The 16296-nt window shown below is 60.0% G+C and carries 12 protein-coding genes; 3 read left to right on the forward strand and 9 right to left on the reverse strand.

What is annotated here, in order from left to right; genetic code table 11:
* Positions 1-160 precede the first annotated feature (160 nt).
* Positions 161-1141 carry a glycosyltransferase family 4 protein gene (locus HALKA_RS0100465; RefSeq protein ID WP_211206008.1) on the forward strand — a complete coding sequence of 327 codons (981 nt, stop codon included), beginning with the start codon at positions 161-163 and terminating at the stop codon, positions 1139-1141.
* Here HALKA_RS0100465 and HALKA_RS0100470 read toward each other — a convergent pair.
* The gene (locus HALKA_RS0100470) at positions 1138-2013 is read right to left on the reverse strand and encodes an alkaline phosphatase family protein (protein WP_018256144.1); all 876 of its coding nucleotides are present in this window, start codon (positions 2011-2013) and stop codon (positions 1138-1140) included. The two genes, HALKA_RS0100465 and HALKA_RS0100470, sit on opposite strands and share 4 nt — an antisense overlap.
* A 417-nt stretch (positions 2014-2430) precedes the next feature.
* Here HALKA_RS0100470 and HALKA_RS0100475 point away from each other — a divergent pair, with 417 nt between their 5' ends.
* Entirely contained in the window at positions 2431-3861 is a 1431-nt protein-coding gene (locus HALKA_RS0100475) for an exopolysaccharide biosynthesis polyprenyl glycosylphosphotransferase (RefSeq protein ID WP_026190094.1), read from the forward strand.
* Between the two features lie 46 nt (positions 3862-3907).
* Here the strand turns inward: HALKA_RS0100475 and HALKA_RS0100480 are convergent, their stop codons facing one another.
* From HALKA_RS0100480 to HALKA_RS0100515, 8 genes are all read right to left on the reverse strand, one after another.
* A complete protein-coding gene (locus HALKA_RS0100480) occupies positions 3908-5896 on the reverse strand; it encodes a bi-domain-containing oxidoreductase (RefSeq protein ID WP_211206009.1) in 1989 nt (662 codons plus the stop codon).
* A 138-nt stretch (positions 5897-6034) separates the two neighbouring features.
* A complete protein-coding gene (locus HALKA_RS18855; RefSeq protein ID WP_169333096.1) occupies positions 6035-7621 on the reverse strand; it encodes an alginate lyase family protein in 1587 nt (528 codons plus the stop codon).
* Positions 7622-7820: 199 nt separating this feature from the next.
* On the reverse strand, positions 7821-9080 hold the full coding sequence (locus HALKA_RS0100490; protein WP_018256148.1) for a nucleotide sugar dehydrogenase: 1260 nt from the start codon (positions 9078-9080) through the stop codon (positions 7821-7823).
* The gene (wecB, locus tag HALKA_RS0100495; RefSeq protein WP_018256149.1) at positions 9077-10165 is read right to left on the reverse strand and encodes a non-hydrolyzing UDP-N-acetylglucosamine 2-epimerase; all 1089 of its coding nucleotides are present in this window, start codon (positions 10163-10165) and stop codon (positions 9077-9079) included. The genes HALKA_RS0100490 and wecB overlap by 4 nt, the downstream gene beginning before the upstream one ends.
* Before the next feature lie 45 nt (positions 10166-10210).
* Positions 10211-11461 carry a glycosyltransferase family 4 protein gene (locus HALKA_RS0100500; protein WP_044956453.1) on the reverse strand — a complete coding sequence of 417 codons (1251 nt, stop codon included), beginning with the start codon at positions 11459-11461 and terminating at the stop codon, positions 10211-10213.
* Positions 11462-11503: 42 nt separating this feature from the next.
* Entirely contained in the window at positions 11504-12319 is an 816-nt protein-coding gene (locus tag HALKA_RS0100505; protein ID WP_018256151.1) for an XrtA system polysaccharide deacetylase, read from the reverse strand.
* The gene (locus HALKA_RS21550; RefSeq protein ID WP_211206010.1) at positions 12316-13131 is read right to left on the reverse strand and encodes a formyltransferase family protein; all 816 of its coding nucleotides are present in this window, start codon (positions 13129-13131) and stop codon (positions 12316-12318) included. The genes HALKA_RS0100505 and HALKA_RS21550 overlap by 4 nt, the downstream gene beginning before the upstream one ends.
* 153 nt (positions 13132-13284) lie before the next feature.
* Positions 13285-15651, reverse strand: coding sequence for a hypothetical protein (locus HALKA_RS0100515; RefSeq protein ID WP_018256153.1), 2367 nt, complete (start codon positions 15649-15651; stop codon positions 13285-13287).
* 246 nt (positions 15652-15897) lie between these two features.
* Here HALKA_RS0100515 and HALKA_RS18860 point away from each other — a divergent pair, with 246 nt between their 5' ends.
* Positions 15898-16155: a hypothetical protein gene (locus HALKA_RS18860; protein WP_018256154.1), complete on the forward strand. Its 258-nt coding sequence runs from the start codon at positions 15898-15900 to the stop codon at positions 16153-16155.
* Positions 16156-16296: the final 141 nt, after the last annotated feature.

The raw sequence follows: 16296 nt of genomic DNA on the forward strand, positions 1-16296 counted from the left end.
CGCCGTTCCAGGCACGTTTCACGCGTTCGAGCTCGCGGAGCAACTCGCGAACAGATCTGTCCTGCACTGCATCTACACGACATATCCGCGATCGAAACTCGAGACGTCACTACCCAAGTCGGCAGTCAGGCCCATCAGGCATCCGGAGGCCCTCAATCAAGTGCTCTCTCGGCTGCCAGTCGTCGGGGATCGGGTACCAGTCGGTCGGTGGCGTCGGGAGCTGTTCGACGCGGCCGTTGCGCGGAACGTCGATCCCGCTGATACGCTCCACGTCTCATTTTCGGGCGTTGCACTCAAGTCAATTCAGCGCGCGAACGAACACGGCGTCACTACCATCGTCGAGCGATGTTCGTCACACGCGCGAACGCAGGCGAACATTCTCGAGGAAGAATACCGCCGCCACGGGTACGACTCCGGTCCGAGCGACGAGGCGTACGTCCGACGGGAGGAGGCAGAGTACGACGCGGCGGAGTACGTCATGGTCCCGTCTGAGTTCGTTTACGAGTCGTTCCTCGAACAGGGTGTCCCGGAGGAGAAGGTGCTCTGTGAACCGTATGCGGTCGATCCCAACCAGTACACGCCGACAAGTACTGAGAGCGACGGGCCGCTGACGTTCCTCTTCGCGGGGCGGGTCGAACTGCGAAAAGGAATTCCGTATCTCCTCGACGCGTGGGACCGACTCGATCTCCCCGGCGCACAACTCAAAATCGCCGGTGGCATCAAAGAGTCAGGGCAACAGTTCGCGGACGAATACGCCGATCGTGACGACATCGAGTTTCTGGGATGGGTCAGTGATATGGATCGACTGTACGAGGACGCCTCGGTATTTGTCCTTCCGACACTCGAGGAGGGAAGCGCGTACGTAACGTACGAGGCGATGGCGTCCGGGTTGCCCGTCGTCACAACGCCCCACGCCGGGTGGGTCGGGACGGATGGAGAGCACGGCATCGAGGTCCCGATTCGCGAGGTCGACGCGCTCGCGACAGCGATGAAAGGACTCGCAGACGACCCCGATCGCCGCTCCGAGATGGGTTCGAACGCCCGCGATCTCATCGAAACGTCGTATACCTGGGATGCGTACGGCGAACGGGTCTACGAGCGGTACAGGTCGCTCATCGACGACGGGGAAACGCGGCGCTAATCGACGTAGCCGAGTTCTTTGAGACGGTCTTTCGCGGCTTGACTGTCACGTTCTGTCTGCTTCGTCGCGGATCCCGCTTCGATCGTCCGCCGGTCTCCCTCTTCGTGGACGAGCCACGGGACTTCGAGCAGCGGTTCGATGTACGCTTTGCCCGGGTGGCCCCAGATATCCCATTCACCGAAGGCGTTCCCGTGATCCGAAGACACGACGACGCGCCCCTCGATGGCATCGAGCAATCGCTGTACGTGGGGCAGTGTCACCTCCAAATTCTCCTCGTAGATCTCCCAGACACGCTCCGGGTCCCGTGCACCGTCTCGAAGACGCATCCAGAGGTTGTCCTGGTTTTCCAGCGAGGTGTATCCGTATTCGTCGTGGAAGTCCCGGCCACGCTCGCCGATGAACGGATAGTGTGGCTGGAGATAGTGGACGAGGATCCGCTTGTTGGGATACTGTTCGTGCGCTTCGATCGCCGCTTCCGTTACCGTTTCCGGGGGCACAGTGTTCAACTCGCTGTCCCACTCGGAGTCCCACAGGAAGATCACATCGTGGAAACTTGCGTCGTACTGGCTCGGGCGAGGGTTCGCGGAGACGTACACGATATCGTCGAAGGATCCTCCACGAAAATTTTTCTCCATGAACTCGCCGGTGTGTGTCGACTGTGACGTGACTGCCCTCAGTTCTCCCGGGAGCGTGTTGATCGATTCGAACAGGTCGAACCGACAGCCATCGAGGATTATCAGCGTGTCCCAATCTGCTTCGACGACATCGACACCGTCGATACCGCCGCACAGATCGACGTATCGAGAGTACAGGTCGACGAGCGCCCGGCGAGGATATTTGACACCAACTGCTAACGTATGACCCATGCCCATGATGGCTGTCACGAGGGCATCCTCGTATAAATATTCAGTCGGAATCTCTCCGGGTGGACCGACCTGCTCACGAGCAATCTGGCGGTGACTGCGGACGCTGTCCGACGGCTATAGTAGCCATTGAAAATCAATGTACACCCGATCGCACGAAGGCAGTGCGATCGGTATGTAAATCGTTTCAATCGTTACTATAGCGGGACCGCCCGGCAGCCGAGCGTTCGCGGGTTGTGATCGAGTAAACCCCATCGAGGTCGATGCGAAACGACGTGGCTGTCCGGCCACCGTGGCCGTGAAATCGCTCGGGACGAATCCCCGCTGGGGCACCGATTCGATGAATCTACGATCGGGTGCAAACACCCGTCCTCGGCCTGAAAGATCCCAGAGTACTTATCAATGGTTCTCCTGATTTATACAACAATGCCCTCAAGCTGGCGGTATCGAATCCTCTCAGTTGGCGGGGCAACTGCGATCACCGCACTCGCTGTCTTCGTAGCGAACACGCCGTTGGCGCAATCACTTCTCACTGCACTGCCGATACTAAGCAACCTCCAGACACAGACCTATACCAGCGACGCGATCCTCGACGAGATTCTGGTGACACTCGTCATCATTCTCGCTGTCATCTGGCCACTGTTCAAACCCCAGCCACGCCGAATCCTCGACACGATTTCGCTCATTCACAAGCGCGTCTTCATCGGCACGACCGCGCTGGCCACCATCGGATACTTCGATTGGTCGACGCGGCTTCCCCGGACGACGCTCATCCTCACGAGTGGACTGCTCGTCGTCCTCCTGCCGATCTGGTTCGTTTCGATCCGACGACGGCCACGGACCTCGACCCGGGCAGTCATCGTCGGTGACGACTACGAGGCGATGAATCTGATACAGGAAGCGATCGACCTGCCGATCCTCGGGTACGTTTCTCCGCCGAGTATCGAACTGCAGGACGAGCGAGCGATGCGGAGACAGGCACCCGACGGTGGCAGAGAAGAGGTCGGCGCACTCCCGCGACTAGGTGGTCTCTCCCGGCTTGACGAGGTGCTCGTCGCTCACGACATCGACACCGTCTTACTCGGATTCAATCGGCCTGATCGAGAGGAGTTCTTCGGTACGCTCGTCGAGTGTCACGAACACGGCGTCCGTGCGAAGGTCCATCGGGACCACGCGGATAGCGTCCTCGTCTCGGATTCTGTCGGCGGCGAACTGGTGGACACGGACCTGGAGCCCTGGGACTGGCAGGACTACATGCTCAAACGGCTGTTCGACTTCTTCTTCGCCGCGACCGGACTGTTCGTGCTCTCGCCGGTCATTCTGGTCATCGCGATCGCCATCAAAATCGACTCACCGGGACCAGTCCTCTACAGTCAGCGCCGTACAGCGGAGTTTGGCGTGCGGTTCAATATCTACAAGTTCCGGAGTATGGTGACGAATGCCGAGGTGAACACGGGAGTGAAGCTCAGCGAGGAGGACGCTGGTGGCGTCGATCCACGCGTGACGCGGGTCGGACGAATCCTCCGGAAAACCCACCTCGACGAGATCCCCCAGCTCTGGCCCGTCCTCGTTGGCGATATGAGCGTCGTCGGACCACGGCCCGAACGACCGGAACTCGACAGTGACATCGAGACGACGGTCGACGAGTGGCGGAGTCGGTGGTTCGTCAAGCCCGGATTGACCGGTCTCGCACAGATCAACAACATCACTGGCTACGAGCCACAGAAGAAGATCCGGTACGACATCGAGTACATCCGCAAGCAGTCGTTCTGGTTCGACCTGAAGATCGTCACGAGGCAATTGTACCAGGTCGGCATTGACATGGTCAGGCTGCTGTTCGGTCGGTCGGACGACTGATTCGAACAGCCTGACCGAATCACAACAGTGGTTACCCGGTGAACTGTTACCTCTCAACGGGCACCGGTTTGTTCGACGTGATCGACTCCCGCAGTGCGAACGTCGTCTCCGACGTCGTGACGATTTCGTCGATCGGAATTGGGGACGGATCGCCGTCGGTGATCGCCCGGTTGAACGCCCGGAACTCCGCTTCGAACCCCTTGTCTTGGTTCAGGCCGAATCGACCGGTTTTGAAATTATCGATGGTCGCGGCAGCGCCACCGTTGAACACCTCGATCTGCTCTTTCGCGAGCGAGCGATCTCCCAGTGTAGTGTAGGTAATCGTCCCGGTCGAGCCGTCGTCGAACTCGACTGTCGCCTGCAGGTTCTGTCTCGTCGGGGCGTCGTCCGTGTTCGGGCCACAGGCGTACACTCTGGTCGGGGCCGTCTCGGTGAGATATTGCATGAGATCGACGAAGTGGCAGACCTCCCCGATGATCCGGCCCCCGCCGACGTCCGGGTCAAGCGTCCAGTGATCGTCCGGAATGGTATCGGCATTGACCCGGTACTGTACCATCGATGGCGTCGTCGCGGAAGCCATCTTCTGTTTGATGTCTCGCACTGGCTTCGAGAACCGACGGTTGTAGCCGACCATCAGGCGGCCGTCGGACTGCTGTTCGATGGATGCCAGTTCGCCGAGCGCTGCCCTCGTCAGGGCAGGCGGTTTCTCCACGTGAACGTCTTTCCCTTCCTCCAGTGCACGGCCTGCGATTTCTGCGTGGAGGTTGTGCCGCGTTGCGACGACCACGACGTCGATGTCGTCGTCCTGAATGATCTCTTCGTAATCTGTCGTCGCGTATCGGGCGTCGTACTTTTCCGCGACCGCAGCGGAACTCGTGCCCGTCGCGGAGGCGACTGCATCGATCGTGTAGCCATCGAGGTCGGAGATCACCGGTAAGAGGACTGTCGTGGCGAAGTTGCCCGCACCGACGATGCCAAGGGACAACGTCCCTGCCGCTGTCCGCTTCGAACGGGACCGATCGTAGCGTCGGGATCTCTCCGTGTCGGTCGAACGCTGATCGTATTCGAAAACGATGCCGGTGTAATCGCTTCCATTCAGAATGAGGTCGTATGCGTCGAGCGCTTCGTCGAATGGGAACGTGTGCGTGACGAGGTCATCGACCGCGGTATCCTCCTGTTCCAGAAGCCTCAAGAACTCCGCCATGTTCCGATTTTCGGTCCAGCGGACGTACTTGATCGGATAGTCGAGCCCGACCTCTTCGTAGGTCCGATCGTAGCGGCCCGGCCCGTACGATCGAGAGAGGCGGACGTCGAGTTCCTTCTCGTAATACTCGTCCCGCGGCACGTCCATCCCGACATCGCCGACGACCGAAATTCGACCCTGTTCCCTGGAGATCGCTCCGGCCAGCGTGATCGGTTGGTTGGAGTCTGTTGCTGCGGTGATGATAACGCCATCGACACCATCCGAAGCGCTGAATTCAGTCGCCATCTGCTTCACGTCGTCTCGATCGATCACTGCACCGGCGGTCAGTTCGTCGGCGTTCTCGACGGCGGTCTCGTCGATATCGATACCGAGTGTCGGGTGGCCGTACGCATCGAGTATCTTGGCCGTCAGCCTCCCGACGAGGCCGAGTCCGATGATCGCGATCCGTTCGCCCGGTGTCGGTTCGAGCCGCCGCACGCCCTGCATCGCGATGGCTCCGACAGTGGTGAACGCAGCGTCGAGAAGCGAGACCGTTTCCGGAACCGGTGTACAGAGATTCGCCGGGATCACGTTGATCTCGCTGTGCGTTGCGTATCCCGCCCCGCCACAGGCGACTTTCTCACCGACAGCGATGTCCGTCACGTCATCTCCCGTCGCGATCACTTCGCCAGCACAACTGTACCCCAGCGGTATCGGTTCCTCAAGGCGGCTCCGCACTGATCGATACGTCGAGCGGAGGCCGTCGTTTCGGGCTTTCGTCACTACCTCCTTTACCAGATCGGGCCGCTCTTTCGCTTTCCCGACGAGGCTCTTCTTCGCAAGGTTGATCATCGACTTCTCTGTCCCGGCACTGACAAGAGAGTAGCGAGTGTCGACTAAAACCATACCCGGCTGTACCTGGGGCTCGGGGATCTCGTTCAGTGTTAGTTTCCCGCTTTCGAAGCTCTGCTGCAGCTGTCGCATTGGCTGCTATTTATCGCTCTGTGGTTTTTGCTTTGCCATTTCTGGTACAAGCGTGTACCCCATCGTTCCACCGTGTGTCCGTGAGAAGGTGATCACGTCACGCGATCGCTCCCTGCCGTACTCGGGGAAGTAGGGCGCCGTCTCAACGGTGACCTCCTCGGCACCGACGGCGACGACCCGCAAGCAGTCTGTCCCCTCGTCATCACGGACTGTGACTTCTGTGCTGTCGACTGTGGCCTGATAGGCCGGGTGCAGGTGTAGCCGGCTCTGCCACGGCCGCTCGGTGGCCCCGATTTCGTCCTCGATACGCCACTCGTCGTCTGTTGCCGTGACCGATCTCGAATGTCGGTATCTGTGTCGGCCGATCCCTTTTACGGTGTAGGTCATGGTGAGGGTACTACCCGTCTCTGTCGTCGTGTAGTCGATCTCCGGGTCGATACGGCCACAGAAGTGAAAGGAGCTCCCGAACTGAGCAGGCTCCGATCCAGCGACCTGGACCGTATTGTGCGAGCGAACACTCCGCGCCTGATCGCGACGATGCCCGCTCGCGTATTCGTACACACCGGTGTCGGTCAGGACCCGTGTACCGCCGACCCACCCACAGATTTGTCCGGGGTGCGCGTGGGCGTGCCCGGGAACGCTCGGCACTGCGAGCTCACTTGCGACGACGAGCAGTTTGGTCTCGCCGCTACCGAGCCAGTAGAACCCGGACGCGTCACTCTGACACTGAGCTGGATCGGTATCGATACCGGTCCTGTCAGCGTACGTGAGAAACTCTTCTATCGGGAGCGCTTCGCCGAAGACTGAATCGTTCACCAGTGGTATCCGCCCGTCGGGTGGCCGTATCCGAGCTGCGAACTGGGCCCCGCTCCAGGCCGTCCGTCGGATCACCTCGTTCGGTTCGCCGTGGCGGCGAAGGATGTCGGCAGCACTCAGGTACCGTTGCGAGACGAGCAGGTGATACATCGGGCTCCGCTCGTAGTGTCCACCGTCCGCAAAGAACTGACGCTCCCCGCACCGTTCCAGGATCGTCGTTCCCTGTCGGCGCCACGTCGGAATGCCAGCGTACACGCCCGCCAGTAGGAGCGCGATCCCGTTCTCGACGAGATGGTTTCCGCCGACACCGTATTCGACATTGCTGGCCAGAAATGCGGCGTTCTTCGCTACGAACTGCTCGATTTCGTGCTCGAATGGATCGGACAACCGATCCTCCAGCCACGCGTGGTACCGGATCCAGTGACAGAGGCGGAGCGAGACTGCGTGTGGCATCCACTCCCGTCGTAGGTACCCCGCCGTGGCTCCGATCGGGTGACCGCTGTTCCATTCGGCGAGCCAGGACCGGTGGACCTCGAGTGCGGACTCCGGAACAGCAGTTGGGCTGTCGTACCCGAGCCACACCCATTTGAGGTGTTCGAATCCCCAGCATTTCAGCTTCCACAAGAGAGACTGCGACGCCGCCGCCTGCGCGGACCCAGTGACCTCTGCGCCCGTTCCGAACGACACCGTCTCATTAAGGAACGTCACCGTTCCCGTCTCCGCTTTCTCCGCTCTCGTTTTGAGAGCGTCGCGGCGCTGTGTGGTACTCTCGCGCAACTCCTCGAGGTTCGCGCGTATCGCGGCCGTCTCTCTCCGTACGTCTGGCCGATTCGCTTCGTATCGGGCTTCGAAATCGATCGGTAGTTTCGGTAGGACGTTCGACTTCGCTGTTCGTCGAGCGATCCCCAGCAGTTGTCTGGGTTGCTTGTTGACCGCTGTCCCGAACAGTGCCAGGTAGTTCGCCATGGCGATCCGATCAGAGCTGATACACGTCGAAGCCAGCCGTCTCCCAGTGGTCACTGTTGATCAGGCCGCGCGTGTCCAACACGACCTGCTCGCCCATCAGACGCTCGAAGCGTTCCGGTGAGAGGGCGCTGTACACCGGATGGTCAGTGACGATGACCGCTGCATCACTTCCCTTCACTGCGGTTTCTAACTCTTGAATGTCGAATTCACCGTCTGTGACGTGCGGATCTGTTAACCGTACGTCTTCGACTCCCTCTTCGACGAGCAGGTCGCGCAGTGCGAGTGACGGGCTCTGGCGCGTATCTGCGATACCCCCCTTGTAAGCGACGCCGAGCAGCGCGACGGACGCCTCCGAGAGATCGTCGAGCGCCGCAGAGAGCAAATTCAGAACGAACAGAGGCATATCGTCGTTGACCTGACGCGCCGTCTCGATCAACATCGGAATGTCGTTCCCGTGCCCCAGAAAGAGCGGATCGATGGGGATACAGTGGCCACCCACTCCGGGACCGGGGCTGAGAATGTCCACCCTCGGATGATTGTTCGCCAGTGAGATAGCGTCCCTGGCATCGATCTCGAACTCGTGTGCCAGCTTCGCGATCTCGTTGGCGAAGGCGATGTTGACGTCACGCGACGCGTTCTGGATTAGCTTGACGAACTCTGCCGTCGTGGCATCTGTCACTCGCACGTCGCCCGTGACGAACGACTTGTACAGGGACACGACCGGTGCTGGATCCGTGTCCCCGACGAATCCGACAATCCGGTCGTTGTTTCTCAGTTCGGCGAGGGTGTTCCCCGGGAGGATCGTTTCTGGACTGTACGCGAGCCTGACCTCTGACGGCACTGCGAACCTGTGCTCTTCGATCAGGTCCCGTAATCGATTCGCGGTCGTTCCCGGTGGCACCGTGGATTCCAGAACGACGGTATCTCCCTGGCGAAGGATCGGTCCGAGTGCCTCACCTGCCGCTTCGACGTACGAGAGGTTCGTCCGATCCAGTGCTTGATCGTACGGCGTCGGGACACAGATGAGATGGAAATCGGCGGCACGAGGTCCATCGGTCACTTCGAGTCCATCACGCAGAGCCCTGGAGACAAATTCCTCGACAGCCGCTTCGTCGAAGTCGATCTCGCCGTCGCGTAGTGCAGCGCGTTTCTCTGGGTCAGCGTCGTATCCGTAGACGGTGTACCCGCTGTTCGTGAGGATCGCTGCTGTCGGGAGGCCAACATATCCGAGCCCGTGGACACAGACCGTCGATTCGGCGGATTCCGTCATCGCGGGCGTACCTCCTCAACGATCTTCTCGGCCGCCGTTCCGTCTCCGAAGGGATTGTCCCAGTCTTCCTGGATATCGATCATCGCATCGGCGGCCGCAGCGATATCGTCCGGATCGACACCGGCCACTCGATTCGCCCCGACCGTCACCGTTTCCGGGCGTTCCGTGTTGTCCCGTAGGGTGACACAGGGCATCCCGAGAATACAGGCCTCCTCCTGCACGCCGCCCGAGTCAGTGAAGATCAGCGTCGCGTCGTCTTCGAGCACGAGAAAGTCGAGGAACGGCTGTGGTTCGATCAGCGTGATCACTTCCGGAACCTCCACGCCGGAGTCGGCGAGCTGGCTCTCCGCCCGCGGATGGATCGGATAGACGACCGTCAAATCGTGCTCTCGGGCGCTCCGTGCCACACCCTCCAGTAGCGATTTGAGCCGGTCTTCGTCGTCGACGTTTTTGGCACGGTGTGCCGTCAACAGTGCGTAGCGTTGGTCGAGATCGAGGGTCTCGTGGACTGAACTTTGCCGGTGAGCGAGCTCGACGTGTTGGGTCACGGCATCGACGATCGTGTTCCCGGTGACTGTAATCCGATCGTCGGGGATATTTTCCTCGCGCAGGTGCTCCCGAGCCGATTCTGTTGGTGGGAACAGATATTCTGCCGCGTGATCGGTGAGTCGTCTGTTGATCTCTTCTGGCATCTCGCGGTCGAAGCTCCGAAGGCCGGCCTCGATGTGGGCGAGATCGACCGCCGGCAATTTGCTCGTCGCGATTGCACCAGCGAGGACCGAATTCGTGTCGCCCTGGACCAGCACCGTCTCCGGTCGCGTTTCCGTGAGAACCGTCTCGATCTCGGCGATCATCTCTCCCGTCTGTTGTCCGTGTGATTGCGAGCCGACTTCAAGATTGTATTCCGGGATCGGCAGATTCAGCTGGTCGAAGAAGATACTGTCGAGGCTGTCGGAATAATGCTGGCCCGTGTGTATCTGGATATAAGAGATATCTCGGTTTTCACACGCCCGCAAGACCGGTGCGAGCTTGATAATTTCCGGCCGCGTTCCGAAAACAAATGCAATGGTCGGGTTCTGTTCCATACAGTATGCCCCATGCTTACGGGTGAGAGGATTTAGCTCTGATCGTTACGTTGCGACCTGTTCGATGTTCTCGCGGTACTCTCTCGCGATGGTATCCCACGAAAACTCTCGTTTGACGAACGAATAGCCGTTCTTCCCGAACTGTTCCCGTGCTTCCGGATCGTCCGCGAGCAGTCTCGTCGCTTCGACTAACTCGCCCGGATCTCCGGGCGATATCGGGAGTCCAGCGCCCGCTTCCGTTACGATACGGGCTGCCTCCCCCTCGACCCCCAGCACGATCGGTAGGCTCGCGGCCATCGATTCGAACATTTTGGACGGGATCACCGTCCGAAATAGTTCTCTGTCCTTGAGATGCACCAACGAAGCGTCGGAGAGCGCCTGCACTTTCGGAACGTCCTCCTTGGGGCGGCGACCGGTGAACACGACATTGTCGAGTCCGCGCCGCTTCGCTTGCTGCTGTAGTCGGTCCATTTCCGATCCGTACCCTACCAAGACGAATCGTATCCGCTCGTCGTCCACAAGTCGGTCTGCCGCATCGAGCACGACTTCGAGGCCGTGGGTCCGTCCGATCGTTCCGACGTAGGAGATGACGAACTCGGCATCGAACGCTGCACGCACCTCGTCGTCGAGAGAGTCTGTGGCCGAGTTGGTCTCGAAAAATTCGGTATCGACCCCGTTCGGGTGATACCAGAGCCGGTCGGAATCGACACCGGCCTCGGTGAGCGTCTCGTTGAACTCCCGCGACACCGTCACGACTCGATCCGCAGTGCGGTACACGAAGTTGACCGTTTTTTCGATTCCCCATAACGCGATCCCGTTGTCGAAATCGCCGACCGATTGGATCGTTTCCGGCCACAGATCCCGAACCTCGAAGATTACTGCTGCACCACGAAGACGGCCGACTGCCAGCGCGCTGACCCCGATCAGTGGTTGCGGGCTGGTAGCGATGACCGCATCGGGCGAGTCGTCGACCCAGATACCGGCACAGGTCGCCGCCAGCATGAACCAGACGAATTTGAGGATTCGTCGGAGCGTCTCCGCGTTCGATGCCGGGATGGTTTTCATCATCACGATGTCGACGCCGTCGCGCGACTCCGTCTGCACCCACGAGTTGTCGTAGCCCTCGAACAGTTCTCCCTCCGGATAGTCCGGCGCCGACGTGATGACTGTGATATCGTGCTCGGCATCGGCCCAGCGGCGGGTCAATTCGTTCACTCGGGTCGCTGGTGCACCCGTTTCAGGCGGATAGTACTGTGTAATATAAAATATGGAATTCGTAGATTTCGACGAAGTCATTCTCTGTCTGTACCCGTCCGCATGGTCATCGTTCTCTTGTAATCAATGGTTTCCGTCCATACTAGTACTGATCGGCTCCCAGTCGAAGTCCGCGAGCAAGCGCCGGAGTCGACCTGCCGTCTCGGAGAGGTTGTGGTAGTGCCGTAGCCGGTTCGTTCGCGGGAGCTGCTGATGGGGTTGGTGGGGGTCGAGTTCCCACGGGTGCAGGTAAAATACCACGTCCCGATCCCGCCCGATACGCCGCAGTCCACGCCGGAACAGCCGATACGGGATGAATCGGAAATAGCCGCCACCTCCCCAGGGGATCGACATCGGTCCGACCTCCAGGGTCGGGAGCTGGATTTCAGTGAGTCCGTTTTCAAGGGTCGTGAACGTCGTTTCCTCGGTCACAGAGACACTCCCGTACCGGTCGTGACGGGCAGCGTAGCGGCTGGAGTCGTACTCGAACCCGAGGTCGGCGAGGATGTCTGCCGCCCACGGGGTGATCGAAAACGACGGGGCTCGATAACCCGTGACGGACTGGTCGACGATCGATTCTAGTACGTTCTTCGAGCGGGCCAGATCACGCCGGACGGCTTCGGCGTTCTGTTCGTACAGCAGCTTGTGGTTATAGCCGTGGCTCTCGACGTCGTGTCCCGCCGCCTCGATCAACTCGACGACGGTCGGGTGGCGGTCGGCGACCCACCCCAGCACGAAAAACGTCGCTCGCGTATCGTACTCTGCCAGGAGATCGAGTAGCCGATTCACGTTCCGTTCCACCCGTGGCTCGTAGTCGTCCCACTGGTCAGGTTTGATCGCCGGCAAGACGTTGTGCGCGTGGAACCAATCCTCGACATCGAATGTCAGATAATACGTCATAACAGGTGATTTCCTCGCTTCTGAAACTCTCGACGCTCCTCGAGCGTCGGGAACGAGTAGTAGGTTCCGTCTCCGCCGATCGGTGTCAGGGAGGCAGTTCCCCGTTCGATCTCGTCGAGGACATCGGCCGCGAGCTTGCCACCCGTGCGTTTGCCTCTGATGATGACGTCGTCGAGTGAATCGTCCGGATGGATCGGACGCACGGACTCTTTCACTCGCTGGCCACGGTCGATCTTCGGCGTCATCGTGTGAACCGTCACACCGAATTCACTCTCATCTTTGAACAACGCCCAGAACGTCGGGAACATACCCCGGTAGTCCGGAAGTTTCCCGGCGTGGACATTGATGCATCCCCACGTCGGTGCCTCCAGCAGGGGCTCGTCGAATATCTGGGGTGCTGACACTGACAAGACGATGTCGATCTCCTCGTTTTCCACCCACTCGACGTAGGCCGGATCGTTCACACTCTCCCGGTGCTCGAACGGGATCCCGTGGTCGGCCGCGATCGATGTGACTGAGTACTGTCCGCGCCCGAGCGTGTCGAGTGCAGTTCGACTGACGTACTGCAGGCCGCGAACGACGAAATTCCGGGGTCCGTAGAGCCGGAGCATACGTGAAACGAGTGAATGAAGCGGCTCGTCGAAGGCGTCGAGTAACGTGACCTCTCGTATCGAGATATCTTTCGAGAGCGTAGAGAGGAACGAGCGGAAAAATTCCGGCATATAGAACGGGTCGTCCTGTGTGACTACTGCGACACGTGTCACCATCGTACCCGGTGCTATCAGGGATACAAACAAAAGGTTATCTATCAACTGACCGGTGGGGATCGCGCCACTGTGTGGCGGTCCGAAGCCATGATTCAGCGGCGTCGGAACCGACGTGGCGAGATCAGATCGAGAACGTCGTCCCATTCGCTGCTCGCGCCCTCCTTGCTCACTACGCTGGCTGGTTGCCCCTCGAATCCGCTACCCGGAAACCGTGATACGAGTGCCGTTTCTGATCGCTCGTTCCGGAACGACGACGCGGGTCGTCGAGTTGTCGGTCTGGATCACGTATTCACCGGGATACGCGACACCGACCGCGTAATTCCCGCGCAGTTGGCCCTGCTGGGCTTGATGCGCTCGCGTTACGCGCTCGTACCTGAAGGAGACGCCCGAGACGTTGTGTCGCGAGACCAGCGTGACCGTCGCGTTGTGGCGCGCTTCACCGGCGATAACCGCGCCTGGCACGAGCTGATAGACGACGTATCGCCCGGTGTCAGAGACATGGATCGCTCGATAGTGCCGGACCCCGCTGTTCCGTTCCGTTCGACTGCCGTACGCCTCTGTTAGCTGTCCGACGGTCCCGTTGTCTGGTGGTAGCACCTGTCGGTCGATGACGACGTATCCGACGCGTCCACGGAACTCTGCGTATGCATTACTCGGATTCTCTCCGCGGATAAATTTCGGATACGTATTCCGCGCGTAGTTGTATCCTTTCGACTGCCCGTTCACGTAATAATTGAACACTCGGTTCTGTGACCAGCGACTGAGGACGTAGTTTTCGGGGTATTGCTGACCGAGCGAGGACGAGTGGTTACTGATGACCGTCGCTGTCTCGTATCTCTCGTCGTCAATCCTGACCTGGTCGTGTTTGATCGCACTCTGGGCGAGACCGGGGCCACCGATTAGAGCGAACAGCACTACCAGCGACAGGATCGTCTGGCGGTTGTTCGGTATCGTGAGCGGGACGGCGTCTCCTTCGCTGAGTGAGACTGGCCGGATGATGTCGACCCAGTCTCCGAGCCAGCAGAAGCCAGCGCCGGTAAAGACTGAGAGGAATGCGGCGAGTTCACCGGCAAATCGGACTTGGATGATCGACAGAACGAGGAAGTAGAGAGTGTACACACTCATCATTTGCCACTTGACGTCCGTCCGGTGGGCGACCTGCAAGGAAACCAGGACCGGAAGCGCGATCAGGAGCGAGAACCCGAGCAGGAGGATCGAAGCCAACGACGAATTGCTGAAGAGACCGACGGTTTCCGCGATGTTCGCATCAATAAAGAGGAAGTCGATACCAGAAATAAGTCGATTCCAGAGTCCCGGCAACGCCGTTCTGAACGTGAGAACGACGGCCGCTGTGACAGTGACGAACGCGAGACCCAAATGACGACTTTCACCGGTCGTGCGGTGTATTGCTTCCGCGGTGAGCACGAGCGAGACGACGCCGGCCACGATAACAACCGGTGCAATCGCCACACGCAGTGATTGCCAGCCGAGTATCGAATGCGTGGCGACGACGACACCCGCTCCGAGCGCGAACCCTGCGAGGGCTGGGAGGGACGCTGGCAGTGGCGATCTATCGGCAGCGACGTCTAGAACTGCTTTGACGACGATCGCGACAGCGGTCGCACCGACGAGAAGTGGGCCGGCTTCCCACGCGAGCGTCTGTCCAGCGATACTCAGCCCCAGCACGACCGCGAGCGCCCAGTTATGGGACGACCAGTCGTCTCGATCTCCCACTGTCGCCAACTGCAGCATCACCAGTCCAGAGAGCGTCAGCCACAAATAATCGAACGCGTGGTGATCGGCGAATCCCAGTCCGGTGCGGAATGCGTGCGCCGGAAGCACTGCGAACATCACGACGCTGGCGAGACCGATCCGCCGATCGCCTGTCGTCTCTACTGCGAGTGAATAGACGAAAACGGCGGTGACACCTGCTACTCCGACCGGATACCAGGCCAAAACGTGCCCCACGCTCCGAACGGTCCCACCGGCCACGTCGGCGAACAGCCAAAGTGTCGCGACCAACAACGGCTCACCACGGAGAGCCCCGGACGATAAGGACGCCAACGATTGCAGACTCAACGGGGTCTGGCCGCTGAAAACCAACTGCTCGACGAGAAACCGATAGAAGTACGCGTCGTTTCCGGAGAGTACGATATTCGACCCTCGATAGACACCCTCGACCGGAATACTCCGGACGAGAACGACGAAAACGAGTGCCCCGAGTAACGCACGGCTGCTCGGTGCGAGGAAATCCGTCGATTGCGTCCAGTCGGAGAGCGACTGCCGGGGCTGACCGTCAACAGAACCGGGTGCCCGCGGCCCCTCCTCGACGGGCCCGCCGCCGAGTGTTCGGTCGACTGCCTCCGGATCCGCGAGACGATATTCGTCGCCGGCGGACTCGACGACCTCTCGAGAAATAAGTTCGCCAAATTTGCCAGAATCGACAGACACGTCATCGAACGACCAGGTGTCGTGGGTCGCATCGACTCGGGCAATCTCTCTGAGAGCGTCCCGTAGGTCCGGTCGCTCGTCGAGAAGGTCCTGAACCTCGCCCTCGTTGCTCATATCTCCAGTCTCGCTACTCCTCCGAATAAAAACACCGACTTGTGTAAATTCACAGGACAACTGGACTGTCGTCGCCACGATTCTTTTGCAGGAGTTTCGCTGCACCAGTCCGGAATCTCGGGTCGCTCCGTCGCCGCTCGCTGAGAGATCTGCGCTTCGAATAACGGACGAGCGGCTGTGCGATCCGTCATCGGAGTAGCGACCCGGCGGAGGAACAGCTAAATATCCCCGGGACGCTCCTCGAATATGGAGGTCTCCGAGAACACTGTGGGATCGTTGTACTCGTCCGCTAGCGACTCTGATATCGTTTGGGGCCTTCTCTCGGTTCTCTCGGGGTTGTTCCTGTTCGCAGTCATCTCGTTCGTCATTGTCGCAACCGACGCGTCGTTTCACTCGAACTTTCGATGGGTGATCCGCGTCGTCTTGCTCCCGTACGCACTCGGTGCGAGCGTACTCCTCCTCGCTCCGTTCTTCGCACTGTTCTCGCGGCTTTCCGCACGCTAGGGGTAGCGAACGTGATTCGAGCCGAGGCACGCCACTCGCGTGGGTCACTCGGATCCGACCTCCATCGGACTCCGACGACTCCGGGTCACGACGGTGCTGTCGCCGGCCCGGCGCGGCCGAACACGTTTGACAGAGATCGGG

The organism is Halomicrobium katesii DSM 19301 (assembly GCF_000379085.1).
In the GTDB taxonomy this organism is placed as follows: Archaea; Halobacteriota; Halobacteria; order Halobacteriales; family Haloarculaceae; genus Halomicrobium; species Halomicrobium katesii.

Excerpts from the sequence above, each read along its gene's own strand:
- HALKA_RS18860 (WP_018256154.1), top strand. The coding sequence starts at position 15,898 with ATGGAGGTCTCCGAGAACACTGTGGGATCGTTGTACTCGTCCGCTAGC.
- HALKA_RS0100475 (WP_026190094.1), top strand. The coding sequence starts at position 2,431 with ATGCCCTCAAGCTGGCGGTATCGAATCCTCTCAGTTGGCGGGGCAACT.
- HALKA_RS0100470 (WP_018256144.1), bottom strand. The coding sequence starts at position 2,013 with ATGGGCATGGGTCATACGTTAGCAGTTGGTGTCAAATATCCTCGCCGG.
- HALKA_RS0100515 (WP_018256153.1), bottom strand. The coding sequence starts at position 15,651 with ATGAGCAACGAGGGCGAGGTTCAGGACCTTCTCGACGAGCGACCGGAC.
- wecB (WP_018256149.1), bottom strand. The coding sequence starts at position 10,165 with ATGGAACAGAACCCGACCATTGCATTTGTTTTCGGAACGCGGCCGGAA.
- HALKA_RS0100490 (WP_018256148.1), bottom strand. The coding sequence starts at position 9,080 with ATGACGGAATCCGCCGAATCGACGGTCTGTGTCCACGGGCTCGGATAT.
- HALKA_RS0100500 (WP_044956453.1), bottom strand. The coding sequence starts at position 11,461 with ATGACTTCGTCGAAATCTACGAATTCCATATTTTATATTACACAGTAC.
- HALKA_RS0100480 (WP_211206009.1), bottom strand. The coding sequence starts at position 5,896 with ATGATCAACCTTGCGAAGAAGAGCCTCGTCGGGAAAGCGAAAGAGCGG.
- HALKA_RS0100505 (WP_018256151.1), bottom strand. The coding sequence starts at position 12,319 with ATGACGTATTATCTGACATTCGATGTCGAGGATTGGTTCCACGCGCAC.